At 53.5% G+C, this 24,860-nt stretch carries 25 protein-coding genes; 24 read left to right on the top strand and 1 reads right to left on the bottom strand.

The window, feature by feature from the left end; all coding sequences use genetic code 11:
* The first annotated feature begins 8 nt into the window (after window positions 1-8).
* From fabD to NNL21_RS36735, 21 genes are all read left to right on the top strand, one after another.
* Entirely contained in the window at window positions 9-938 is a 930-nt protein-coding gene (gene fabD / locus NNL21_RS04455; RefSeq protein WP_204816222.1) for an ACP S-malonyltransferase, read from the top strand.
* A 90-nt stretch (window positions 939-1,028) separates the two neighbouring features.
* A complete protein-coding gene (gene fabG / locus NNL21_RS04450) occupies window positions 1,029-1,778 on the top strand; it encodes a 3-oxoacyl-[acyl-carrier-protein] reductase (RefSeq protein WP_204816221.1) in 750 nt (249 codons plus the stop codon).
* A gap of 127 nt (window positions 1,779-1,905) precedes the next feature.
* Window positions 1,906-2,139 carry an acyl carrier protein gene (acpP, locus tag NNL21_RS04445; RefSeq protein WP_204816220.1) on the top strand — a complete coding sequence of 78 codons (234 nt, stop codon included), beginning with the start codon at window positions 1,906-1,908 and terminating at the stop codon, window positions 2,137-2,139.
* Between the two features lie 142 nt (window positions 2,140-2,281).
* Window positions 2,282-3,523: a beta-ketoacyl-ACP synthase II gene (gene fabF, locus NNL21_RS04440; protein ID WP_204816219.1), complete on the top strand. Its 1,242-nt coding sequence runs from the start codon at window positions 2,282-2,284 to the stop codon at window positions 3,521-3,523.
* A complete protein-coding gene (rnc, locus tag NNL21_RS04435; protein WP_204816218.1) occupies window positions 3,513-4,220 on the top strand; it encodes a ribonuclease III in 708 nt (235 codons plus the stop codon). The genes fabF and rnc overlap by 11 nt, the downstream gene beginning before the upstream one ends.
* Window positions 4,221-4,403: 183 nt before the next feature.
* Window positions 4,404-7,979 carry a chromosome segregation protein SMC gene (gene smc / locus NNL21_RS04430; RefSeq protein ID WP_204816217.1) on the top strand — a complete coding sequence of 1,192 codons (3,576 nt, stop codon included), beginning with the start codon at window positions 4,404-4,406 and terminating at the stop codon, window positions 7,977-7,979.
* Window positions 7,980-8,074: 95 nt separating this feature from the next.
* The gene (gene ftsY, locus NNL21_RS04425; protein ID WP_204816216.1) at window positions 8,075-9,076 is read left to right on the top strand and encodes a signal recognition particle-docking protein FtsY; all 1,002 of its coding nucleotides are present in this window, start codon (window positions 8,075-8,077) and stop codon (window positions 9,074-9,076) included.
* 156 nt (window positions 9,077-9,232) lie between these two features.
* Window positions 9,233-9,568 (top strand): YlxM family DNA-binding protein, encoded by a 336-nt coding sequence (gene ylxM, locus NNL21_RS04420; protein WP_373567533.1) that lies wholly within the window; start codon window positions 9,233-9,235, stop codon window positions 9,566-9,568.
* A gap of 41 nt (window positions 9,569-9,609) precedes the next feature.
* Window positions 9,610-10,983, top strand: a complete 1,374-nt coding sequence (gene ffh / locus NNL21_RS04415) for a signal recognition particle protein (RefSeq protein WP_204816214.1) — start codon at window positions 9,610-9,612, stop codon at window positions 10,981-10,983.
* A 75-nt stretch (window positions 10,984-11,058) separates the two neighbouring features.
* Complete coding sequence (gene rpsP / locus NNL21_RS04410) at window positions 11,059-11,331, top strand: 30S ribosomal protein S16 (RefSeq protein ID WP_204816213.1); 273 nt, start codon at window positions 11,059-11,061, stop codon at window positions 11,329-11,331.
* A 26-nt stretch (window positions 11,332-11,357) separates the two neighbouring features.
* Window positions 11,358-11,588, top strand: a complete 231-nt coding sequence (locus NNL21_RS04405) for a KH domain-containing protein (RefSeq protein ID WP_204816212.1) — start codon at window positions 11,358-11,360, stop codon at window positions 11,586-11,588.
* Window positions 11,589-11,673: 85 nt separating this feature from the next.
* Entirely contained in the window at window positions 11,674-12,192 is a 519-nt protein-coding gene (gene rimM / locus NNL21_RS04400; protein ID WP_204816211.1) for a ribosome maturation factor RimM, read from the top strand.
* 3 nt (window positions 12,193-12,195) lie between these two features.
* The gene (trmD, locus tag NNL21_RS04395; protein WP_204816210.1) at window positions 12,196-12,939 is read left to right on the top strand and encodes a tRNA (guanosine(37)-N1)-methyltransferase TrmD; all 744 of its coding nucleotides are present in this window, start codon (window positions 12,196-12,198) and stop codon (window positions 12,937-12,939) included.
* 177 nt (window positions 12,940-13,116) lie between these two features.
* Window positions 13,117-13,461 carry a 50S ribosomal protein L19 gene (gene rplS / locus NNL21_RS04390; RefSeq protein WP_204816209.1) on the top strand — a complete coding sequence of 115 codons (345 nt, stop codon included), beginning with the start codon at window positions 13,117-13,119 and terminating at the stop codon, window positions 13,459-13,461.
* Between the two features lie 85 nt (window positions 13,462-13,546).
* On the top strand, window positions 13,547-14,245 hold the full coding sequence (gene lepB, locus NNL21_RS04385; RefSeq protein WP_204816208.1) for a signal peptidase I: 699 nt from the start codon (window positions 13,547-13,549) through the stop codon (window positions 14,243-14,245).
* Between the two features lie 13 nt (window positions 14,246-14,258).
* Entirely contained in the window at window positions 14,259-15,131 is an 873-nt protein-coding gene (gene ylqF, locus NNL21_RS04380; RefSeq protein WP_204816207.1) for a ribosome biogenesis GTPase YlqF, read from the top strand.
* 56 nt (window positions 15,132-15,187) lie between these two features.
* Complete coding sequence (gene rnhB, locus NNL21_RS04375) at window positions 15,188-15,799, top strand: ribonuclease HII (protein WP_204816206.1); 612 nt, start codon at window positions 15,188-15,190, stop codon at window positions 15,797-15,799.
* 309 nt (window positions 15,800-16,108) lie between these two features.
* Window positions 16,109-18,064: a TP0910 N-terminal domain-containing protein gene (locus NNL21_RS04370; RefSeq protein WP_204816205.1), complete on the top strand. Its 1,956-nt coding sequence runs from the start codon at window positions 16,109-16,111 to the stop codon at window positions 18,062-18,064.
* Window positions 18,061-18,378, top strand: coding sequence for an EscU/YscU/HrcU family type III secretion system export apparatus switch protein (locus NNL21_RS04365; protein WP_204816204.1), 318 nt, complete (start codon window positions 18,061-18,063; stop codon window positions 18,376-18,378). The genes NNL21_RS04370 and NNL21_RS04365 overlap by 4 nt, the downstream gene beginning before the upstream one ends.
* Window positions 18,375-18,767 (top strand): YraN family protein, encoded by a 393-nt coding sequence (locus tag NNL21_RS04360; protein WP_204816203.1) that lies wholly within the window; start codon window positions 18,375-18,377, stop codon window positions 18,765-18,767. Before NNL21_RS04365 ends, NNL21_RS04360 begins: the two co-directional genes overlap by 4 nt.
* A 286-nt stretch (window positions 18,768-19,053) precedes the next feature.
* Window positions 19,054-19,260, top strand: coding sequence for a cysteine-rich CWC family protein (locus NNL21_RS36735; protein WP_373567520.1), 207 nt, complete (start codon window positions 19,054-19,056; stop codon window positions 19,258-19,260).
* A gap of 191 nt (window positions 19,261-19,451) precedes the next feature.
* Here NNL21_RS36735 and NNL21_RS04355 read toward each other — a convergent pair whose 3' ends face one another.
* Window positions 19,452-21,011, bottom strand: a complete 1,560-nt coding sequence (locus NNL21_RS04355; protein ID WP_204816201.1) for a YifB family Mg chelatase-like AAA ATPase — start codon at window positions 21,009-21,011, stop codon at window positions 19,452-19,454.
* A gap of 379 nt (window positions 21,012-21,390) precedes the next feature.
* Here NNL21_RS04355 and sucC point away from each other — a divergent pair, with 379 nt between their 5' ends.
* The 3 genes from sucC to dprA all read left to right on the top strand — a co-directional run bounded on the left by sucC (window position 21,391) and on the right by dprA (window position 24,849).
* Window positions 21,391-22,551 carry an ADP-forming succinate--CoA ligase subunit beta gene (gene sucC / locus NNL21_RS04350; protein ID WP_204816200.1) on the top strand — a complete coding sequence of 387 codons (1,161 nt, stop codon included), beginning with the start codon at window positions 21,391-21,393 and terminating at the stop codon, window positions 22,549-22,551.
* A gap of 69 nt (window positions 22,552-22,620) precedes the next feature.
* Window positions 22,621-23,550 (top strand): succinate--CoA ligase subunit alpha, encoded by a 930-nt coding sequence (gene sucD, locus NNL21_RS04345; RefSeq protein WP_204816199.1) that lies wholly within the window; start codon window positions 22,621-22,623, stop codon window positions 23,548-23,550.
* 186 nt (window positions 23,551-23,736) lie between these two features.
* Window positions 23,737-24,849: a DNA-processing protein DprA gene (gene dprA, locus NNL21_RS04340; RefSeq protein ID WP_204816198.1), complete on the top strand. Its 1,113-nt coding sequence runs from the start codon at window positions 23,737-23,739 to the stop codon at window positions 24,847-24,849.
* The last annotated feature ends 11 nt before the right edge of the window (window positions 24,850-24,860 follow it).

Genomic DNA, 24,860 nt, shown 5'->3' with positions numbered 1-24,860 from the left:
GTACGATAATGGGTAAAGTAGCATTTGTTTTTCCTGGTCAAGGCGCGCAGGCGGTCGGGATGGGGAAAGACGCATATGATTCAATAGATGCAGCGCGCGATGTGTTCATGCGTGCCGATGAAGCGCTCGGTTTCAAGCTGAGCGATATCATTTTCGAAGGACCGGAAGAGAAGCTGAAACAGACCGCCTACACACAGCCGGCGCTTCTTACCGTCAGCGTTGCGCTGCTGGAGGCTTTCCGCAGCCGCGGCATGAAGCCCGATTACGTAGCGGGACACAGTCTTGGTGAATACAGCGCCCTTGTAGCGGCTGGCGTGCTATCGTTCGAGGATGCGGTGCGTACAGTTCGTGCCCGCGGTGAATTCATGGAACAGGCGGTGCCGGGCGGTGAAGGCGCGATGGCAGCGGTTCTCGGATTAGAGCGTGAAGCGCTGGCCTCGCTATGTGCATCGGTCACATCGGAAATTGGTGTGGTTGAGCTGGCGAACGTAAACTGTCCGGGACAGATTGTCGTATCCGGAACCGCCCAAGGGGTGCAAGGCGTTGTGGAGCGCGGCAAAGAAGCCGGAGCAAAGCGCGTAATCCCGCTTGAAGTAAGCGGACCTTTTCATTCTTCGCTTATGAAGCCGGCGGCGGACCGTCTGGACGATGTTCTTGCCGAGCTTCCGCTGTCCGATGCTGCCGTGAAGGTGATAGCCAACGTTACGGCAAAGCCCGTTACGGACGCGGACGATATCCGCCGGCTGTTAGCCGAGCAGGTATACTCCCCCGTTCTGTGGGAAGATAGTATTCGCTATCTGATCGGAGAGGGAGTAGACACCTTCGTGGAAATCGGCTCTGGTACCGTACTTGCAGGGCTGATTAAGAAGATTGACAAAGGAGCAACCGTTATCTCCATTAACAGCGTGTCCGCTCTTGAGGCGGTCTCAGCGGGCTAACGAATCGGAAAAGTCTTTCATGGGCGGTTAAGATTACCGTAGGGTGCAGATCCTCGGTTCCATTAGGGATTAACGAGAGGGGGAGTACACGTGTTTGGATCATTAGAAGGGAAAACAGCGCTTGTGACGGGGGCGTCCCGGGGAATCGGACGTGCAATTGCTGTTGCGCTGGCAGAAGCCGGTGCAGATGTCGCGATCAATTACGCGGGAAGCCAGGCTGCTGCAGCCGAAACCGCGCAAGCTGTCGAGGCGCTCGGTCGCCGCGCGCTCGTGCTCCAAGCGAATGTCGGCAAGCTTGATGAGTTCGAGTCAATGGTGAAGCAGGTGGTTGATGCGTTCGGATCAATCGACATTCTGGTGAATAACGCCGGCATTACGCGTGATAATCTAATCATGCGAATGAAGGAAGATGAGTTCGATCAAGTCATTGAGACGAATTTGAAGGGCGTATTCAATGGAATCAAAGCCGTCACTCGATCAATGATGAAGCAGCGCTCCGGCCGCATTATTAATATTTCATCCGTTGTAGGGGCTCTGGGTAACCCCGGTCAAGCGAATTACGTTGCGGCGAAAGCTGGCGTAATCGGCTTGACGAAAGCAGCCGCCCGTGAACTCGCTTCGCGGAATATTACCGTTAACTGTGTCGCGCCTGGATTCATTGAAACCGATATGACCGATAAGCTGCCAGAAGATATGAAGGCTAAGCTTGTCGAGGGCATACCGCTTGAACGTCTGGGCTCACCCGAAGATATTGCCAATATCGTTCGATTTCTCGCATCCGATGTTTCGTCCTATATGACAGGGCAGACGGTTCACGTCGACGGCGGTATGTACATGTAATTGCAGGCTCGGCCTGTGCTCGATCCACTTGTATTTATGGGCTTATTGTCTATAGATTACGAACGTTGCGGATATGTGGCAATTTGTCCGCGATTCTCGTATAATACCATAGGAGGAGGTGAACCGGATGTCCGATGTTTTGGAACGTGTTAAGCGCATCGTTGTGGACCGCCTTGGCGTGGAAGAATCTGAGGTCACGATCGAAGCGTCGTTTAAAGACGACCTTGGTGCAGATTCTCTCGATGTCGTCGAACTCGTCATGGAGCTTGAAGACGAATTCGATTTGGAGATCTCTGATGAAGATGCAGAGAAAATTACAAGTGTGGGAGAAGTAGTAAACTACATACAATCTCATACCTAAGGATGATGAGTCCCGTTAATCGACGGGACTTCTCTCCATCTGTCTTGCGCATAGACACATTTTTTTATGAATGAAGCAGACGCATTCGCGTTTTTATAGATGATTATTAGGTTATAAAAGTTGTCCATCAGAGGTGAAGAGAATGAAGCAAAGAGTCGTTGTAACAGGCATGGGGGTCATGACTTCGCTTGGCTCCGAGATCGACCAGTTTTGGGGCAACTTGATGGCAGGTAAATCAGGTGTGTCTCGCATAGAAGCGTTCGATGTGTCGGAATATCCGACGCAGATCGCAGCAGAGATCAAAAATTTCAATCTTGAGGATTACGGCATTGACAAGAAGGAAGCGCGCCGTATGGACCGTTTCGTTCAGTTTGCCTCCGTGGCAAGCCTAGCTGCTGTCAAGGATGCCAAGCTCGAAATCGGAAAGGATGTAGACGCAGAACGCGTCGGCGTCATGATCGGTTCGGGGATCGGCGGCTTGGGTACGTGGGAGGACCAGCATAATATCTTGCTCGATCGAGGTCCTAAGCGTGTGAGTCCTTTCTTTATACCCATGATGATCGCGAATATGGGCTCCGGCCAAGTGTCGATGTTAACCGGTGCTAAAGGCCCGAACAGCACGGCTGTTACAGCATGTGCGACTGGTACGCACTCCATAGGTGATTCATACAAATTGATTCAACGCGGCGATGCCGATGTGATGATCTGCGGCGGTGCAGAGGCTACGATACGCCCTACCGGCCTTGCTGGATTCTGCGCGATGCGCGCGATGTCGACACGCAATGATGCCCCTGAGAAAGCGAGCCGCCCGTATGATACGGAGCGCGATGGCTTCGTCATGGGCGAGGGCTCTGGCGTTCTCATTCTTGAGTCGCTTGAGCATGCTCAGAAGCGTGGCGCCCATATCTATGCCGAAGTGATCGGTTATGGAATGAGCGGGGATGCCTTCCATATGACCGACCCCGATCCGGACGGTGCTGCACGCTGCATGACGCGCGCCTTGAAGGATGCCGGACTCGAGCCGACGGCGATTGATTATATTAACGCACATGGCACCTCGACTGGAATTGGCGACAAGTCCGAAACGTCCGCCATCAAGAAAGCCTTCGGCGACCATGCCTATAAGCTTGCGGTCAGCTCGACCAAATCGATGACAGGTCATCTGCTTGGCGCAGCCGGCGGCGTAGAAGGGGTCATTATTGGCCTGACGCTCCAGAACGGCATCATTCCGCCGACGATTAACTTGGATAATCAAGATCCGGAATGCGATCTAGACTATGTACCGAACAAAGCACGTCCAAGCGATGTTCGCATCGCGCTATCCAATTCGTTCGGTTTCGGCGGTCACAACGCGACGATCGTGATGAAGAAATATGAAGCATGAACGGTTTGAGGAGCTTCAGCAGCGTCTGCAGCTCCGCTTCCGGAAGCCGCGTCTGCTCCGGCAAGCGTTCACTCACACCTCATATGTGAATGAACACCGGCAGAGCAACGCCGAGCATAACGAACGACTTGAATTTCTCGGCGATGCCGTTCTGCAGCTGACGGTTTCAGAATTTCTGTATCGTACGTTCCCTGAACGGCCGGAAGGCCAGTTGACCCGAATGAGAGCATCCATCGTCTGTGAACCATCTCTTGCGCGTTTTGCGGAAATTATCGATCTCGGTGCACATGTATTGCTGGGCCGCGGCGAAGAACAATTGGGAGGCCGGCAGCGCCAAGCTCTGCTAGCTGACCTCTTCGAATCCTTCGTCGGGGCGATCTATTTGGATCAGGGCCTTGAAACCGTGCGAACTTTTTTGGGCCAGCACATGTTTCCGCATATCGATAGTGACGGCGGACTGCTTGTGAAGGATTTCAAATCGACGCTTCAAGAGCGCGCACAGCACAATAATCTTGGCGTCATCGAATATCGGATTGCCGAGGAACGCGGTCCAGCGCATGACCGTGAGTTCGTTGCGGAAGTACAGATCGGTGATCGCATCTATGGTACCGGAGTCGGCCGGACGAAGAAGGAAGCAGAGCAGCAAGCAGCTGCGGAGGCCTGGCGTAAGTTACTGGACGAGCGCGGAAAGCATTAATGATGAATCCTGGTATGCGGTTTGCAGACCGGGATTTTTTGCGTCGTGAACAGGTTGGAGAATTCATCTGTCCAGGAAGGGAGAAGGGCGGATTAACGCTGTCGGAGCAAGGGATTGAAGAGATTTCGACATGTCCTTTTCGGTTAAGTATGGTACAATAAGCGTTGAGGTGAAGGTTAATTTATGTTCCTGAAAAGGATAGAACTTGCAGGTTTCAAATCTTTCGCCGATAAGACGGAGCTTGAATTCGTCCGTGGAATAACGGCGGTCGTAGGTCCGAACGGCAGTGGAAAGAGCAATATTAGCGACAGTATCCGCTGGGTGCTCGGTGAGCAGAGTGCGAAGAGCCTGCGCGGCGGCAAGATGGAGGATATTATATTCGCCGGAAGCGACGGGCGCAAAGCGGTCAATATCGGTGAAGTTTCGCTGACCCTGGATAATAGCGACAATGCCCTTCCGTTAGAGTATAACGAGGTCACGGTTACCCGTCGCGTACATCGCAGCGGCGACAGCGAGTATATGATTAATAAGCAGCCGTGCAGGCTGAGAGATATAACGGAGCTGTTCATGGATACGGGCATCGGGAAAGAAGCCTATTCCATTATTGGACAAGGCCGGATTGAAGAGATTTTAAGTACGCGTTCAGAAGATCGCCGCGGTATTTTCGAGGAAGCTTCCGGCATTGTGAAGTACAAGTCGCGTAAGCGTGAGGCGCAGAAGAAGCTCGAGGAGACGGAACAAAATTTGCTTCGGATTCACGATTTGGTATCGGAGCTGGAAGATCAAGTAGAGCCGCTTCGCGTGCAGTCGGAGAAGGCCATCCATTTCAAGCAGCTGAAGGAACGGTTGAAAACGTCGGAAATTTCGATGTACGTGCACAATATTCAAAGTGTACACGCCTCTTGGACCGAAGCTAGCGAGAAATTGAAGAAGCTGAATGAGGACCAGCTCGCACTGACTACGGTTGTCAGCAAGCATGATGCATTGCTCGAGAAAGACCGGTTGAGGCTGAGGGAGCTGGAGGAGTCGCTGGACCGTCTTCATGAAGCGATGCTTCAGTACAGTGAAGAATATGAGAAATGCGAAGGCTACGGTGAAGTCCTCAAGGAACGAAAGCGTAATTTGGAGCAGAATCGCGCACAGCTGGAGGCTTCTCTGGCTGCTCAGACGGAACGCATCACTGCTCTGGCCAAAGAAGAGGCCGAGTTTCGCGTCAAAGCGGCCACGTTGGAAGGTGAATTATCTAAGCTGCGGGATCGCCTTCTCCAAGAGGAAGCGCAGCTGCTCGGTACGACTGCTTCGGTATCGGGCGATGCTGTGGAGTCATTGAAGAGTGAGCTGCTTGATGTGCTGAGCGCCATGGCGCAGCTGCGCAATGAAATTCGGTACGCCAACCAGCAGGAAGAAGCAATTCAACGTCGTATGGAACGCCTCGGCGATGAACAGACGAAGTGGCAGGAGCAGCACGCGAAGCTGAGCGCAAGACGCGCAGAGCTTCAGCAGCGACTGAACGAGACGTTGGATGCGATTACCGCGGCGCGCAACAAATACATAAGCGAAGGCGAGCGTCAGCAGGCGGGTCAGAAGCTGCTTGAAGAAGCGCAAGCCGCTGCGCGCAAATGGGAGCAGAAGCTAGAAGCGCTTCGTTCCCGCCGCGATACGATGAAAGAAATGCAGGATGATCTGGACGGGTTTATGCAGGGGGTACGCGAGGTGCTGAAGGCATCGCGCCGTTCTTCCGGCGGTCTAGAAGGGGTTCATGGGGCCGTAGCAGAGCTCATTCGCGTTCCTGAGCGACTGGAGCTCGCGGTTGAAACCGCGCTTGGCGGTGCGCTGCAGCATATCGTGATGAATGATGAGAGAAGCGCTCGAACAGCCATCGCGTTCCTGAAGCAGCGCCAGCTCGGCCGGGCAACGTTCCTGCCGCTGGATGTTATTCGCGGACGCAGCATTCCCGAGCATGACAAACGCACGATCGCATCTATTGAAGGCTTCGTCGGTGTGGCAGCCGAGCTTGTCTCGAGTGAGTCCAGGTACAGCTCGATCGTCGATAACCTTCTTGGCAACGTGCTGATTGCGGAGAATCTGGAGCAGGCGAACCGGATCGCGGCCAAATGTCAATATCGCTTCCGCATCGTAACGCTGGAAGGCGATGTCGTCAACGCGGGCGGTTCGATGACCGGGGGCAGCCTTCAGAAGAAAGGGGCAAACCTGCTGGGGAGGCAGCGCCAAATCGAGCAGCTGGACGGCGATATTAAATCGACCGACATGCAGCTCGTCACGCTGCGCGACAAAATCGGAGATCTTCGCAAAGAACAGTCGATCCGAAGCCAGAATATAGATGAACTTCGCAGCCAAGGGGAACAATTCCGGATCGAAGAGCAGCATCTCCGCGCGGAACTGCAGCAGCTCGATAATGAGCGGAGGCATCTGGATGAGCAGCGTCAGGTGTACGAGCTGGATCATGAAGGCCAAAAGGCGGAGCGCGAGCAGTTGAAGGCTGCGGCAGCAGACGCTGCAAAGCGGCTGGATGAGAAGACATATGAAGAGGCCAAGCTGCAAGAAGCGATACGGGGCGCTGAAGATCACCGTAAAGCAAGTGAAACGGCAAAGGAACAGCTTCAAGAGCAATTAACCGATTTGAAAATCGCGGTCGCCAAGACCGATCAGGAGAAGCAATCATTCGAGGACCAGGCTTCTCGCGTACGCTCCGACGTTGGCCGCGCCAAGCAGGAATTAGCCGGTCTGCGTGATATGCTGGCGAGGCAGGAGGAAGACGCTTCCCAGCATGCGGAAGAAAGCGTGCGACAGATCGAACAGCTCAACCAGCTGCGGCTGCAGAAGTCGGCCTGCTCGGAGCAAACTGACCTTAAGCGGTCGGAGCGCGCGGATATGATACGGGATCTGGAGCATGGGGAGAGCGAGACGAAGGAACAGCGGGCGCAGCTGCGGGCTGTGGAAGACCAGCTTCGCCAGACTGAAATCGCCGCGAACCGTCTCGACGTGGAGCTGGACAACCTGCTCCGCAAGCTGAGCGAAGAATATGAGCTGAGCTTCGAGCTGGCCAAGGAGCGCTATCCGGTTCCAGAGGATGTGCTGGCAACGCAGAATGAAGTTCGTGATTTGAAACGAAGCATCTCCTCGCTTGGCGAGGTCAACCTTGGAGCGATCGAAGAGTATGAGCGGGTCAAGGAACGTTACAACTTCCTGAGTGAACAGAAGAATGATCTGATTGACGCGAAGACGACGCTGTATCAAGTCATTCGTGAGATGGACGATGAGATGTCCAAGCGCTTCAGCTCCACCTTCGAATCGATACGCGGCCACTTCGCCGTCGTCTTCTCCAAGCTGTTCGGAGGCGGCCGCGCTGATCTTGTGATGGTCGAACCCGATCGCGTGCTTGAGAGCGGAATTGATATCGTCGCACAACCGCCAGGCAAGAAGCTGCAGAACCTTCAGCTTCTGTCCGGCGGGGAGCGGGCGCTGACCGCAATCGCCTTGTTGTTTGCCATACTGCAGGTAAAGCCGGTTCCGTTCTGCGTTCTCGATGAAGTTGAAGCGGCGCTGGACGAAGCGAACGTCGCCCGATTTGCACAATACCTCCGTGAGTTTTCGGAGCTTACGCAGTTCATCGTCGTTACACACCGCAAGGGCACGATGGAGGAAGCGGACGTCCTGTATGGGGTCACCATGGAAGAAGGCGGCGTTTCCAAGCTGGTGTCCGTGCGGCTTGAAGAAGAAGACCAGGTATCCGCTTAAGGCGATGCCGGTAGAGAATCGCACAAGAAAGCCGGTGCCGAGCTGTTTTCCGCTCGCCTCCGGCTTTTGCGAATAGAGGGATGGAGGGATAGCGCTTGAGTTTTTTCAAGAAGTTGAAGGAAAGCATTTCACAGAAGACCGAGGCGGTTACCAACAAGTTTAAAGAGGGGCTTACCAAAACCCGGACGGCGTTCGTCGAGAAGGTCGAGGAGCTGATCACGCGCCGCAAAAAAATTGATGAAGCGTTCTTCGAGGAGCTGGAGGAGATTCTAATCGGCGCCGATGTAGGCGTGAATACGGTGATGAACCTTATCGATGAGCTTCGCGCTGAAGTGAAGAAGCGTAAAATCGAAAGCGCTGCGGAACTGCAGCCGATTCTATCTGAGAAGCTGGTCGGCTTGCTGAAGGGTGAAGGGGACAAGCAGCTTCGTATGGCTGATAGCGGCATGACGGTTATTCTCTTTGTCGGCGTGAACGGCGTCGGGAAAACCACGACGATCGGGAAGCTCGCCCATAAATTCAAAAGCGAAGGCAAGAAGGTTATGCTGGCTGCGGGCGATACATTCCGGGCTGGCGCGGTCGAGCAGCTCGAGGTTTGGGGGCAGCGGGTTGGCGTAGAGGTCATCAAGCAGGGGACGGGTGCAGATCCGGCAGCCGTTATGTTCGATGCCGTGCAAGCAGCCAAGCAGCGAAATGTCGACGTTCTGCTGTGCGACACGGCGGGCCGCCTGCAGAATAAAGCGAATTTGATGGAAGAGCTGAACAAGATTTTCCGTGTCATTCAGCGCGAAGTGCCAAGCGCACCGCATGAGGTGCTGCTTGTACTTGATGCGACGACGGGCCAGAATGCACTCAGCCAGGCCAAGCTGTTCGGCGAGAAGAGCGGCGTGACCGGACTTGTATTGACGAAGCTGGACGGGACCGCCAAGGGCGGCATTGTCATTGCGATCCGCAATGAGCTGAACTTGCCCGTCAAATTCGTAGGTCTGGGCGAAAAGATGGATGATCTCCAGGAATTCGATTCCGAGCAATTTGTTCATGCTCTATTCGCAGGACTAATCCAATCTTCCGAAGAGTCGGAAGCAGCGGAAGAGTAGCTTGTTTCGGTGACAAGGGAAATAACTTGACAGGGGATATCCGCTGAGCTATTATAGACGAAGTGGTTAAGGTGTAAAGGGATTTCCCTTGACGGAAGGGGTTGCGCGGTGACAGTACATGAATCCGATGCCCTAGCGAAGACGAACCGAATTAACATGCTGTTCGATTTTTACGAATCGCTGCTCACTGAGAAGCAGCGGACGTTCTTTAAATATTATTTTCACGATGATTATTCGCTTGGGGAAATTGCTGCTGAATTCGAGGTTAGCCGACAGGCGGTATACGAACATATTAAACGGGCGGATTCCATGCTAGAAGGCTATGAGGCGAAGCTTAGGCTGCTTGCGAAGCACGAAGCAGCCGCGAAGTGGATCGGAGAGCTCGAAGCATGCGCTGCAGCAGCCCATAACGAATCATTCGGCCCTAAGCTGAATGAGATCGCGCAGGGTCTGCGGGATATGGAAGCGATCGGCTTCCGCACGGAATCTTAGAAACAAGCAAATTAGGTTGAGTTTCATAGGAGGTGACGATCATGGCGTTTGAAGGATTGACAAACCGGCTGCAGAACGTATTCGGCAAGCTGAGAGGCAAAGGCAAGGTGTCGGAGGACGACGTTAACGAAGCGATGCGCGAGGTTCGGCTTGCATTGCTGGAAGCCGACGTCAACTTTAAAGTCGTTAAGGATTTCATCGCCAAGGTGAAAGAACGTGCGATCGGCCAAGAAACGATGAAGAGCTTTACGCCGGGCATGGTCATCATCGATATCGTCAATAAAGAGCTGACGGAGCTGATGGGCGGCACGCAGAGCAAGCTTGCCAAGTCGAACAAGCCTCCGACCGTCATTCTGATGGCGGGCTTGCAGGGCGCAGGTAAGACGACATCTTCCGGCAAGCTGGCCAAGATGCTGCTCAAGGATAACCACCGTCCACTGCTCGTGGCTTGCGATATCTACCGGCCAGCCGCCATTAAGCAGCTTCAGGTGCTTGGCGAGCAGATCGGCGCGCCAGTCTTTACGCTAGGCGACCAGACCTCACCGGTCGATATCGCACGCAGCGGTCTCCAGCATGCGAAGGAGAACGGTAACGATTACGTCATTATTGATACAGCGGGACGGCTTCACATCGATGAGGCGCTTATGGAAGAGCTGCGGCAAATCCATGATGTGGCGAAGCCCGATGAAGTGCTGCTTGTTGTTGATGCGATGACGGGTCAAGAGGCGGTTAACGTGGCCGAAAGCTTCCACGGCCAGCTGGAGCTGACCGGCGTCGTCTTGACGAAGCTGGATGGCGACACGCGCGGCGGCGCAGCGTTATCGGTCAAGGCCGTAACCGGCTGTCCGATTAAATTTGCTGCTACGGGCGAGAAGATCGAACCGCTGGAGCCATTCCATCCGGAACGCATGGCTTCGCGTATTCTCGGTATGGGCGATATGCTCTCGCTGATCGAGAAAGCACAGTCGAGCATTGATGCGGACAAGGCGGCAGAGATGGAGCGCAAGATGCGCACGGCAGAGTTTACGTTCGAGGATTTCCTCGAGCAGATGGAGCAGGTGCGCAAGCTCGGCCCGATCGATCAGCTGATGGATATGCTCCCGGGCATGGGCAAGATGAAGGACATGAAGAATATGAAGGTGGACGAAAAGCAGATCACCCGCGTCGAAGCGATTGTGAAATCGATGACGAAGGATGAGAAGCGGAAGCCTGAAATTCTGAACCATAGCCGCCGCAAACGGATTGCAACCGGCAGCGGAACCTCTGTCGCGGAAGTGAACCGGCTCATCAAGCAGTTTGACGATATGCGCAAGATGATGAAGCAGTTCTCTTCGATGATGGGTCCGAAGGGTCCCAAGGGCGGTATGAAGGGCTTGAAGGGCATGCTCGGCAAGGGAATGAAATTCCCGTTTTGACCGGCATAAGCATAAATTCGTTTGCAGGGACGATATTGCTATTCGTTGAGTAAATTTTGAAGGAGGTGAATTATCATGGCAGTACGTATTCGTTTGAAACGGATGGGTGCACACAAAGCGCCGTTCTACCGCGTTGTTGTATCTGACTCCCGTTCCCCGCGTGACGGTCGGTTCATCGAAGAAATCGGCACTTATAACCCGGTTGCTCAACCGGCTCTAGTGAACATCGATGAAGAGAAAGCATTGAAATGGCTTCAAGATGGAGCTCAAGCTTCCGACACTGTTCGCAACCTGCTTTCCCAAGCAGGCATCATGACGAAGTTCCATGAACTGAAGCTTCAGAAATAACAATTTCTTTAGCGGAGGGCCTTGAAATGAAAGAATTGATTCTTGTCATAGCTAAGGCTTTAGTGGATCACCCCGAGGATGTGCGCGTCGACGTGAAAGAAGACGATCGCGGCACCGTTTACCAGCTTACCGTTCACCAAACCGATGTCGGCAAGGTGATCGGCAAGCAGGGTCGGATTGCGAAAGCACTCCGGACGGTCGTCTCTTCGGCGGCTGTTAAATCGGATAAACGCGTCATGGTCGACATTATTTCGTAGCGATCGTACATCGAAGCAGGGCTAGGATATGTGTCCTAGCCCTTTTTCGATGGAAGAAAAGCATATAGAAGGGGGTTAATCATACATGGAGCACGAGTGGCTTAAAGTCGGCAAGGTTGTGAATACACACGGAATACGCGGCGAGCTGAAGGTGGTGTCGCAGACCGATTTTCCGGAAGAACGCTTCGTAGCCGGGAACACCCTGCTGATGGAGAATGAGGAGCTGAAGCAGCAGCTTGAGGTTGAGGTACAGAGCGCACGCGAACATAAAAACATGTATATCCTTAAGCTCAAAGGCTTCGACAACATTAATGATGTCGAAAAGTACAAGGGCTGGATGCTCAAGGTTTCGAAGGATAATCGCGTGGAATTGGACGAAGGCGAGTACTATTACTTCGAAATTATCGGCTGCCGCGTCGTCACGGACGAAGGCGCAGAGCTTGGGACGATCACAGAAATATTGAGTCCTGGCGCGAATGATGTATGGGTTGTGGAAGCCAAGAAGGGTAAGCAGGTGCTTATTCCCGTTATCGATGAGGTTGTTCTGCATGTGGATGTCGAGGAGAAGATGGTTACGGTCCGGTTGATGGAAGGGCTGATCTAACCGATGAGAATCGATGTATTAACGCTGTTTCCGGAGATGTTCGACGGCGTTTTCCGTTCAAGCATTCTCGGAAAAGCACGCGACAAAGGAATCGTCCAACTGAATGCGGTTAATTTTCGTGAATTTGCGAATAATAAGCATAATACGGTCGATGACTATCCCTATGGCGGAGGCGGCGGTATGGTGCTTAAGCCGGAGCCGCTGTTTGCCGCGGTGGAGGACTTGGTGCCGGAGGATGGAGCTCCCCCGAGGGTTATCCTGATGTGTCCGCAAGGGGAGACGTACAGCCAGCGTAAAGCGGAGGAGCTCGCCGGTGAGGAGCATCTCGTGTTTTTGTGCGGGCATTATGAAGGGTATGACGAGCGGATACGGGAACATCTCGTGACGGATGAGCTGTCTATCGGTGACTATGTACTCACTGGCGGGGAGCTGCCTGCCATGACCGTCATTGACAGCGTCGTACGGCTGCTGCCCGGCGTGCTGGGCAATGAAACGTCGGCGATCACGGACTCCTACAGCACGGGACTGTTGGAGCATCCGCATTATACGCGCCCGGCTGTATTTCGCGATTGGGAGGTGCCGGAGGTGCTCCTGTCCGGCCATCATGCTCACGTCGCAGCATGGCGGCGTGAACAATCGCTGCTTCGTACCTTGAACCGCCGTCCGGATCTTCTGGAATCCGCCGAGCTGACAGCCAAAGAACGGGCTTGGCTGGAGCAGATGAGGGACAAGACCAAATCCGAGTAATCTATCTGCTAGATTATCAGTAATCCAGCAATTTAGGATTGTATTATGTCTCTCCGTGTGGTAAAATTGCTGGTGTTGCTTTTGTAAAGTCGGGCGGTCCGCTATACCACTATGACCCGGTTCAATAGGGAGCCGGTGAGTTGATATGAACGCCTGTGTGGAAGGAGTGAGTCAAAGATGAATTTACTACAAACGATTACGCGAGAACAGCTGCGCACAGGTTTGCCGAACTTCCGTCCAGGGGACACGCTCAAGGTACACGTTAAAGTTATCGAGGGTACCCGCGAACGGATTCAGCTTTTCGAAGGCGTTGTGATCAAGCGTCGCGGCGGCGGCATCAGCGAAACTTTTACAGTTCGTAAAATTTCGTACGGTGTTGGCGTGGAAAGAACGTTCCCGTTACATTCGCCTAAGCTGGAGAAGATTGAAGTGACTCGCCGCGGTAAAGTCCGTCGTGCGAAACTGTACTATCTTCGCAATCTTCGCGGTAAGGCAGCTAGAATTAAAGAGATTCGTCGCTAATGAACGACAAGAGGGGCTTGCGCAAACAAGTCCCTTTTCGTTTTTTATACGGGTTATTCATACGGTATAGAAAAGGGTGGAATTGATGGATCAGCAAGGTCGTAAGGATGAACCGAAGAATCACTCGGAACTGACAATAGAGACCGATCCGCAAACGGAAGGCGGCGATTTGCCGGAGAAGCAGGGCGGACCAGCAAAGCCGGGCGGGGGCAAAGCGCAGAAAGAAGTTTTCGAATGGGTGAAGGCGCTTGCGATTGCAGCGCTGCTCGTATTTGTTATTCGGTGGTTATTGTTTGCTCCGTTTATTGTCGACGGGCCCTCGATGGAGCCGAATTTTTATACAGGTGAACGTCTCATTGTGAACAAGCTGCTCTTCGACTTCCGCGATCCGAAGCATGGTGAAGTGATCGTCTTCGAAGTGCCGGAGGAAGGGCGCGACTTCATCAAACGGGTTATCGGTGTTCCCGGTGATAAAGTAAAATATGAAGGGGATAATTTATACATAAACGGCAAGAAGGTCGAGGAGCCTTACTTGAAGGAATCGATCGAGGCGGCCAAAGCCCGCGGCGAAATCTTCAACAGCGGCGGTTATGATAAAAATTTCCCGAACGCGAAGGTGCAGTCGGATGTCGTTCCGGAGGGCATGGTCCTCGCCTTTGGGGATAATCGCCGGAACAGCAGGGACGGACGAGATATTGGTTATGTGCCTTTCGACCGGATCATTGGCCGGGCGGACGTTATTTTCTGGCCGTTGAATCAGGTTAAATTGGTCAAACACGGATGAGGTGGAACGCAGCATGAGCATTCAATGGTTTCCTGGTCATATGACCAGAGCAAGGCGGCAAATTCAGGAGAAGCTGAAACTGATCGATATTGCGATCGAGCTTCTGGATGCCCGGATCCCGCTTTCAAGCCGTAACCCGATGGTTGACGAGATTTTACTGGACAAGCCGCGGCTCATTGTTTTGAATAAGGCCGATTTGGCGGATTCCAAAACAACGGAACAGTGGATAGCCGCCTTCAAAGCTGCCGGACATGTCAGCGTAGCTGTTGATTCCTCTACAGGAACTAAGGTGAATGAAATTCCGGTTATGGCGAAACAGATTTTACATGAGAAAATCGCTCGTCAAATCGCGAAGGGGATGAATCCCCGGGCGATTCGGGGCCTCATTGTCGGGATACCGAATGTCGGCAAATCCACACTTATTAACCGGCTTGCAGGCCGCAGCATAGCGGAGACCGGAGACCGGCCCGGCGTCACGAAGGGACAGCAGTGGATTAAGGTCGGTAAGGACATGGAGCTTCTCGACACACCAGGCATACTCTGGCCGAAATTCGAGGACCAGCTTGTGGGGCACCGGCTTGCTATGACAGGTGCGATAAAGGAGCAGATCCTGAACGTTGAGGATATTGCGTTCTTCGCAGTCAAAGAGCTGGCCCATCGCTACTGGCCAACCATAGCTGAGCGATTTGGCTTGGACAAGCCGCCTAGCGATCTGGAGGATGCGGACGAAATTGTACGTATCATGGAAGATATCGGACGCAAGCGGGGATGCTTGGTCAGCGGTGGACGCGTGGATCTGGAGAAGGCGTCAGGCATTATTCTGCGTGAGCTGCGTGCCGGTAAGCTGGGCCGAATTACGTTAGAGACGCCGGATATGATGATATAGTCAGTCAAGTAAGCAGAAGTGGTATCTAGTGACCGCGGGAATGGGGGAGACGCGGAATGCTATCCTATGAAAGACCGTTATGGGAGCAGGGCTGCCGCCTGATCGCGGGTATCGATGAGGTCGGGCGCGGCTGCCTGTTCGGTGACGTGGTGGCGGCAGCTGTTATTTTGCCGGAAGGTCTGGAGATCGAGGGCATTAACGACTCGAAGAAGCTATCGGAGAAAAAGCGGGAGCTGCTGTACGAGGTCATCTTATCCGAGGCAACAGCATGGTCCGCTGCCCGAGTTGATGCCAGGAAGGTCGATGAAATTAACATCAAGCAAGCCGCTCGGTTAGCCATGAAGCAGGCTGTCTTATCGCTTGCAGTTCAGCCCGATTATTTATTGGTCGATGCGGAGAAGGTAGACAGCCCGATCCCGCAGCTAGCGATCATTAAGGGCGATGCGCTGAGCCAGTCCATCGCTGCGGCTTCCATCGTCGCCAAGGTAACGAGGGATTGGCTGTGCGCAGGCGAGTGGGATGCTCTATATCCCGAATACGGTATTGCTATACATAAAGGGTATGCAACGAAGCTGCACCGGGAGAAGCTGCTTGAATACGGGCCAAGCCCGATGCATCGGCAATCGTTTCTTGGTAAGCTGCAGATAGAGCAGCAGCTATTATTTTAATCATATGAAATTAATACATCACAATCCTGCAGCCGCAGGGCAGCGCAAGCCGTTTCGACTAGGTTAGCGATTGTGAATGTGAACGAGACGAATGGCCGGTTAAGCGGAACTGCGAGGGATATGCGCGGGAGGCTTAACCGGCTTTTTTGTTCATAAGAGAAGGCTGCTCAAGTGGACGGCGATTAAAGGTTAACGGAATCGGGCTTCAAGCCGATAATAAAGCTATAGTCAGTGGATCGTTCGGGACATGAACACGAACTAAATTATTGTATTTCCAGCAGTCAGGTTGAGGAAGGGAGCGACGGCGTAATGAATATCGGACAGCTGATGCGCGGTTTGCTCGGGGATGCACAGGCGGCGGACGGAAAGGCGTTGGAACTGAAGGTCGGGCAAATCGTTCGGGGTACGATCGTGCAGATGATGGATAATCAAGAGGCGATCGTTCAAATCAATGGAACACAGGTCCGGGCTAAACTGGAAACGCTCCTGCAGGCAGGCCAGTCTACCCTTCTGCAGGTCCAGCCGCAATCCGCGGGCGGGCAGCTGGTTTTAAAGATGGTGGATCAGCAGGCTGGCGCTATGCCGCCGGAACGCTTGATGGAATGGTTAAAGGCTCTCGGGCTTCCCGATCAGAAGTGGGCCGGCGATCTTGTCCGCGAGCTTCGACGGGAAGGCCTGACTTTGACGCGCGAGCTGAGCACGCAGTTTCAACAAGCGGTTGCAGCAAAGCCGCCAGGCGTTGATGCGCAGACGTATATGCAGGCTGCCGCGGTTGCGGTGAAACGAGGCTTGCCGATGACGGAAGCAGTCATTGGCGCGATCCGTCAGGCTCTGTCAGGTCCACCGGCCCATAAGCTGATGGAATCGTTAGAGCAAGGGCTTAGCGCATGGCGTGGTTCTACTTCCGATGGCGGCGGGGGTTCTACGGGCGGAACGAATACCGCTTCACAGGCATTGGTGTCGCGTGCCTTAGCACTATTTGGCGAGGGAGCTGCAATCATGCGTAATGCAGCGTCTGGCCAGGCTGTACCGGTTACCGGAACAGCAGGGAGCCCGGCGTCTGCCCAGACGGGAGGAATAGTCTCAGGGCAAGGCGCTGGAGCTTCTCTGGGGGCAGCTCCCACTTCTGGTGCTGGAGCAGCTGTAGGCAGTGCAGGGGCGTCTCTAACGACCGCTGCCGGGCCTAGTGCAGCCGCAAATTCAGCAGCCGGGATTGCAAGCGCCGCAGCCAAGCAAGGGAATGGAGCACCGGCTGTCGGAGAGTCTACACGCCCATTCGCAGCACAATCGTCGAACACGGCCTCAGTTGCTGCGGCCGCCGGAGCAGCGGCCGCAAGCTCAGACACTCCATCATCGGGCGGAGGAGCCAGCAGAACTGCTAATGGTTCGTCTAATTGGATCAACGGCCTTATGAAATGGCTAGGCGTCGACCATGAGCGCTTGTTGGCTCAATCCGTTCTAAGCTCCGGAACACAAGCCGATAAATCAAGCGATGCGGATAGCGGGAAAACGAATGCGGCAGAGTCGAGAACGCAAGCGCAGTTTCCTGCAGGGACGTCGAATTCCACTGCATCAAGTGATAGAGGTGCCGGGGGCGGAGCGCAGGGCGAACGTATTCAAGCGCATACCGTGATGTCCGCTCCTATTCCGCAAGTTGGCGTCGCGCTGGAGAACAGCTCTATGCCCGATCCGGCAAAAGTGAGTGCAGATACGTTGAAAAGCGTTCTAATGTCCTTGGCCGCAAGCGATGATATACCGCCCTCACTCAAGGAGACGGCACAGCAGCTCGTGCAGCAAATAACGGGACAGCAGCTGATGCTCTCGCAGGAGCGGAATGGTTCGCCGTTTACCCATGTAACGATGTTTATCCCTATGCAAGGCCCGGATGGCGGGCAAACGGCTTCTGTTCATATTCAGACCCGTCGTGGCAGCAAGGGCGAGCTGGATCCCGATAACTGCCGTTTGCTGTTCGATTTGACGATGAAGTCACTGGGGAGCACTATCGTCGATGTCCAGGTTGTTGATAAAATTGTCAGTTTGAATTTGTGGAACAACCACCCGGCGATGCCTGAGCTGATGGAGTCATCACGAGTGGAGATGACCGAAGCGCTTCGTCAAGCGGGCTATCAGCTTCTGACGCTTCGTTCGACTCCGCTGCCTGATCGGGAGGCAGCAGGATCAACGGCTGCACAAACGGCCGTCCATGGCGGGGCACCGGCGGAATGGTCCGCTAAGCCGTATAAAGGAGTCGATTTCCGCGTATGAATGATCAGCATGGCAGCCAAGAAAACGCAGCAAAGGCTGGTTATCCGCAGAAAAAGGCCGTTGCTCTAAAATATGAGCCTGGCGAGCAAAGCGCTCCCGTCGTCGTTGCCAAAGGCCGCGGCAGATTGGCTGAAGCGATTCTGGAGAAAGCGGCAGAGAACGGTGTCCCTATTCAACAGGACAGCTCGCTGGTCGAAGTACTATCCAAGCTGGATGTTGACCAGGAAATACCACAGGAGCTGTACTTGCTTGTCGCAGAAATACTAAGCTTCGTCTACCGTTCGGACAAGAAGGCGGGTGGCATAGAATCGTGAATCCATCATCGTCATCCGGCAAGTCGGATCTCCGGCGTGCCACGGGTTTGTTGGGCGAGGCGTACGCCGCCCAGAAGCTGGAAGATGAAGGCTACGTTATTCTGCAGCGCAATTGGCGCTGCCGGTCGGGAGAGCTCGATATTATTGCGGAAGGGCAAGGAATCCTTGTATTCATTGAAGTGCGTACCCGAACTTCAGGGGGGCGCTTCGGGACGGCTCTTGAGTCGGTCGACCCGCGAAAACAGCGGCAGGTCCGTGCGACGGCAGAGGTTTATTTGCAAGCGTTCAAGTATCGGGGAGCATCCGTCCGATTCGACGTCATTGCAATCACGATCGAGCGCATGTCTAGTGAAATCGTAGACTATCACCATATTCAAGGTGCTTTTTAGCGAATGGCTTGTAAAGCCGATCCTCGTTCATTTATCGAGTGATCGGCTTTTTTACCTCGGTGCTGACAATAAGTAGAGTTCATGCCAGGCTCGAGACCGCAATGGAGGGGAGGGGAGCTTCGATGTACATGGTGATCCAAATGCTGCTAAACGATGGAGATAAGATCGCTGATGGCGTGACAACAGTTTATGAAATTAGTTCCAAGATGTTTAGTATCAATCGAAGTGACGACGCCTTCGGTAATAATCACTTTGGCAGCGGCGGGCATCTTCGAAGGTTGGGAGGATGTATAGGTTGATGACAAAGACCATTTACATTGACGAACAGCATTGCCCCTTGTGCGGTTTGAAGAATGCATGCAGCGGCAAGACAGGCGATTGCTGGTGTTTTCACACAAAGATCCCGGCAGAACTCATTAAACGAATTCCAGAAGAGATGCGAGGCAAGGTTTGTATTTGCAGAACGTGTGTCATAGCGTCTGAAGAAAACTGACCAATGGAAACGGTAATAACAAGAGCTGTCCAGGAATGCAGACCCGAGCGAGAAAACCAAGCGTATGGAAATTTCATGAGAACCTTCCAACCCACAATCGTGTGGAAAAGAAGGTTCTTTATCAGATTAAATACGTTAGGTCCCGTAATAGATTCTGAACAGCCTTAATGTCGAATGGCTCGAAATATTGCTTAACCGTTAATCGTATGAAGCTGCCGGTCCAGACTACGGTACCCGATCGCCTCGGCGATGTGATGCGCTTCGACCGGGTCAACCTGTTCAATGTCGGCTATCGTCCGCGCCAGCTTAAGAATCCGGTCATGGGCGCGCAAGCTGACCCCAAGGGAATCGAACGCCGTCCGCAGCAGTAACTCCGCTTCGGACGTCAGCGAGACTGCCCGCCTTAGGGATGCGCCTGCCAAATCGGCGATAGGGCTGCCGCCGTTATCATGATGACGAGCCCGCTGCCGCTGATGGGCGGCCTTGACGATCGTGCGCATCTCCGCAGAGTTCAAGCCAGGCTTGAGACCGGCGATGGAGCCGGGGCGGGGAACCTCGATGTGCATGTCGATCCGGTCCAGCAGAGGGCCCGATATTTTGGCACGGTATCGTGCAATTTGAGATGAGCTGCATTGGCAGCGTTGATCAGGCGTATCATGACCCAAATAACCGCACATGCAGGGATTCATGGATGCGGCGAGTACAAAATGAGCGGGGAAGCGAAAAACGGCCCGGGAGCGGGCGATCGTTACTTCACGATCCTCCAGGGGCTGTCGGAGCACTTCAAGAGCCGCACGAGAAAATTCGGGGAACTCGTCGAGAAACAGCACCCCCCGATGCGCTAACGTGACTTCGCCGGGGCGCGGTATAGAGCCGCCGCCGATAAGTCCTGCGGGCGATATCGTGTGATGGGGTGTCCGGAAAGGACGTTCCTTCATGAGCGATGCGACGCCGTAGGGGAGCTTGCCGGCGGAGCTGTATATTTTCGTAACCTGGAGCGCTTCCTCCTCGTCGAGGAGAGGCATGATGCCCGGAAGACGGCGGGCAAGCATGGTTTTTCCTGTGCCGGGAGGACCGGAAAGCAGCACATTATGATTACCGGCGGCTGCAATGAGCAGCGCCCGCTTGGCATGATGCTGTCCGAGCACGTCGCCGTAATCACCATGAGGGAAGGAGCTGTCGCTTCCTTCCGCGAGAAGCGGGTCTGATCCTGGGCAATACCGCAAGGAATCCCATCCCGAATCCGATTGATTGCAATCAGCTAGCTGACGAAGATGCGATACGGCGTACAGCTCCATGTTATCGATGAAGGAAGCCTCCACGGCATTGCCTTGCGGCAGCAGCACGCGCTTCATTCCCGTCAGCTTGGCCTGCTCCACCATAGCCAGTACGCCTGGTATCGACCGAATTTCCCCATTCAGAGCTAGCTCGCCGAGCACGAGCGTATCTTGAAACGGATCCGGCTTGAGCTGCCCGCTGGCCGCAAGAATGGCCGATGCAATCGCAAGATCGAAGGCCGTTCCTTCCTTGCGCAAATCCGCAGGAGCCAGATTGATCGTAATTCGTTCCAGTGGAAACGCGAATCCGCAATTTTTAACTGCAGCGCGGACCCGTTCGACAGACTCCCTCACCGCCGGATCAGGTAACCCAACCACATTCACCTGGGGCAGCCCACTGGCGATATCGGCTTCCACTGCAATCAATCTTCCTTCGACGCCATAGACACTACCGCTGCAAAGACGCGTATACAACAAAAAACACCTCCATCGTCATTCGGATGAAGGTGCTTCCTCACAGATCCGTTTATTACTAATTAATGTCATCATAGTACGGCCTTGGAGAGTCTGTCAATGCTTGCTTAGGGACGATTCAATCACGCGCCGATGCCAAGAAGCAATAAATTTCTAATGTTTGGATATACTACATGTTGGCTTGAAGCCCTTTCGATAACAATAGGTTGATAGTTCACTGTAAAGAGATGGATTAGCAAAATTCAATCTCAAATTGAGATGAAACCCATATCAAAAAGGAAGAAGTATTTCTGCGGAAAAGTAGCACAAGTATGTTACAATGGTTACGGTTTGTGTTCACACACGTAGGATTTGACTGCGGATAGGAGGATTTTCGTTCATGAATATCCATGAGTATCAAGGCAAAGAAGTGCTCAAGCAGTATGGTGTTATTGTTCCCGAAGGGAAAGTAGCCTTTACTGTTGACGAAGCAGTAGAAGCGGCTCAAACACTGGGCACGAAGGTTGTCGTCGTTAAAGCGCAAATTCATGCAGGCGGCCGCGGTAAAGCGGGCGGCGTGAAAATCGCTAAAAATTTGGACGAGGTGCGTACATACGCCGAAGAAATTCTCGGTAAGACACTCGTCACCCACCAAACGGGTCCGGAAGGCAAAGAAGTGAAGCGCCTGCTGATCGAGCAAGGCTGCGACATTAAGAAAGAGTACTACATCGGTATCGTCGTTGACCGTGTAACAGGCCGTGTTGTTATGATGGCTTCGGAAGAGGGCGGAACGGAAATTGAAGAGGTTGCCGAGCATTCGCCGGAAAAAATCTTCAAAGAAGTTATTGATCCGGTAGTAGGTCTTCTTCCGTTTCAAGCTAGAAAATTGGCATTTGCAATCAAAATCCCGAATGAGCTGGTAAACAAAGCGGCAAGCTTCATGGTTTCCCTGTATACGGCTTTCGTGGAGAAGGATTGCTCTATTGCCGAAATCAATCCGCTCGTCGTAACCGGCGATGGACAAGTTATGGCGCTTGACGCCAAGCTGAACTTCGATTCCAATGCGCTCTATCGTCATAAAGACATCGTAGCGCTGCGCGACCTCGATGAAGAAGACGATAAAGAAATCCAAGCGTCGAAGTTCGACCTGAGCTACATCGCCCTTGACGGTAATATTGGCTGTATGGTTAACGGAGCCGGTCTGGCGATGGCGACGATGGATATTATCAAATATTATGGCGGCGACCCGGCTAACTTCCTCGACGTAGGGGGCGGTGCTACGAAAGAGAAGGTTACGGAAGCCTTCAAAATCATTCTCTCCGATGAGAAGGTTAAAGGGATTTTCGTCAATATTTTCGGCGGCATTATGCGTTGTGACGTTATTGCCGATGGTGTCATCGCAGCTGCGAAAGAGCTGGGCCTTGACCGTCCGCTCGTCGTGCGCCTGGAAGGCACGAATGTTGAGCTAGGCAAGAAGATGCTTAACGAATCCGGATTGAACATCGTGGCCGCTGACTCCATGGCAGACGGTGCACAAAAAATCGTCGCGCTCGTGAAGTAACTTCTTCACATATCAACGAACATACGCTTAGCGGCACACGAATTCATATAGGGGATGTGAGTTTCTGAGATGAGTATTTTGGTAGGAAAAGATACTAAAGTCATCACACAAGGCATTACGGGTAAAACAGCTCTGTTCCACGCCAAAGGAGCCTTGGATTACGGTACTCAGATGGTCGGAGGAACGTCGCCGGGCAAAGGCGGTACGAACGTGGATATCGTGCTCGAGAATGGCGAAACGGTTTCTCTGCCGGTCTTCAATACGGTTGCTGAAGCGGTAAAAGCAACAGGCGCCACGGCTTCTGTCATCTACGTACCGCCGGCATTCGCTGCAGACGCGATTATGGAAGCGGTCGATGCCGAGCTTGAGCTCGCGATCTGTATCACGGAAGGCATTCCCGTTCTGGATATGGTGAAGGTCAGCCGTTATCTGGAAGGCCGTAAAACTCGCCTGATCGGTCCGAACTGCCCAGGCGTTATTACGCCAGGCGAATGCAAAATCGGCATCATGCCGGGCTATATTCATACGAAGGGCCATGTGGGCGTTGTTTCCCGCAGCGGTACGCTGACGTATGAAGCCGTTCATCAGCTGTCTACACGCGGCATCGGACAATCGTCTGCTGTCGGTATCGGCGGCGACCCTGTTAAAGGCTCCGAGTTCATCGACATCTTGAATATGTTCAATGAAGATCCGGATACCTACGCGGTTATCATGATCGGCGAAATTGGCGGCTCCGCAGAGGAAGAAGCAGCGGAGTGGGTCAAAGCAAACATGAAGAAGCCGGTTGTCGGCTTTATCGGCGGCGCAACGGCGCCTCCGGGCAAGCGTATGGGCCATGCGGGCGCTATTATCTCAGGCGGTAAAGGAACAGCTGCTGAGAAAATCGCGACGCTGGAATCATGCGGCATTGAAGTAGCGCCGACGCCTTCCGAAATGGGCTCGACACTTGTTCGTGTTCTTGAGAAGCAAGGCCTGCTCGAAAAGTGCAAAACGCACTGAGCTTCGCCGGATTCAATTGAATAGCTCTTCACTAAAGGTAAGCAACCTTTCGTTTCCCAACTTATTGGGGCCGAGAGGTTGCTTTTTTTTATCAACATTTTGAGTGCGGCTTGCATTCTGAATCCTTGTCAAGCACAATAGGAGAAGGATATCAGGTGCGCCCATCGAGGGGACGTGTCTAATATAATGAAGAAACACATCCAAGAAAGCTTGATTCGCGAAATATTGATTACCCTGCATGAGACAGCCGGAATCGGTTGGCATGCCATTAACAAAGCGGTTGATTATGGCGATTGGTCTTCTTATCTTCGCTACGAGCCTAACGAATGGCGCTTGGTCGGCTTTCGGCCGGAACAGGCGGCAGCTGCTGCGCAGTCTCTGCGATTCATGGATATCGGGAAACGCGATGAGAAGATGAATAAGCTTGGAATAACGGTTATTACCCGGTATGATTCCACGTACCCGGAGATGCTTCGCTATATACCTCAGCCGCCTTGGGTGCTTTATGCGATCGGACGCATAGAGCTGCTCTCTGGTATCTGTATGGCCATCGTAGGTACAAGAGGACCTACTGCCTATGGCCGGAAGATCACTTCAGACTTGTCAGAAGGGCTCTCTAAGCGATGTATCACTGTTGTGAGCGGATTAGCGAGAGGGATTGACAGCGTTGCTCACGAAGGCGCGCTGCGCGGCGAGGGAGGGACTGTAGCAGTCTTGGGTACGCCGATTAACGTCGTCTACCCCCCTGAGAACCGCGGGTTGTACAGAACGCTTTCCGAGCAGGGCTTGATTCTCTCGGAAGTGCCGCTTGGCACCGCGTTCCATCCCGGACTGTTTCCCCTGCGAAACCGGATTATTGCGGGGCTCTCGATTGGTACGGTTGTAGTGGAGGCGGCGGAGCGCAGCGGTTCGTTAATAACGGCGGATCAGGCGCTGGAGATGAACCGCGAGGTATTCGCCGTTCCCGGCCCGGTGTCCTCCCCGAAGAGCGCAGGAACGAATAAACTTATTCGGGAGAGCGGTGCGAAGCTTATATCCGATGTGGAGCATATTATGGAAGAATTTATGTGGCTGTCCAGCTTGCTGGAGAACAAGCAAGAAAAGAAGCCGTCAACTGAGGATCCGCTTACCCAGGATGAGGAGCTTTTGTACCGGCTGCTGCTGGATCAACCGCGGTCGACCGACGAACTTCACGAGCTCTCGTCGCTTCCGTTTGGACTTTTGCATTCCGTTCTGATAAATTTAACTATAAAACGGAAGATTGAACAGCACCCGGGTTCTATATACAGCGTAACGTAAGCATAGCAACA

The organism is Paenibacillus mendelii, assembly GCF_024498075.1.
GTDB classification, from domain to species: Bacteria; Bacillota; Bacilli; order Paenibacillales; family Paenibacillaceae; genus Paenibacillus_Z; species Paenibacillus_Z mendelii.
Note: the sequence above shows the minus strand (reverse complement) of the source record. Positions and strands in the feature narration are given on the sequence as shown.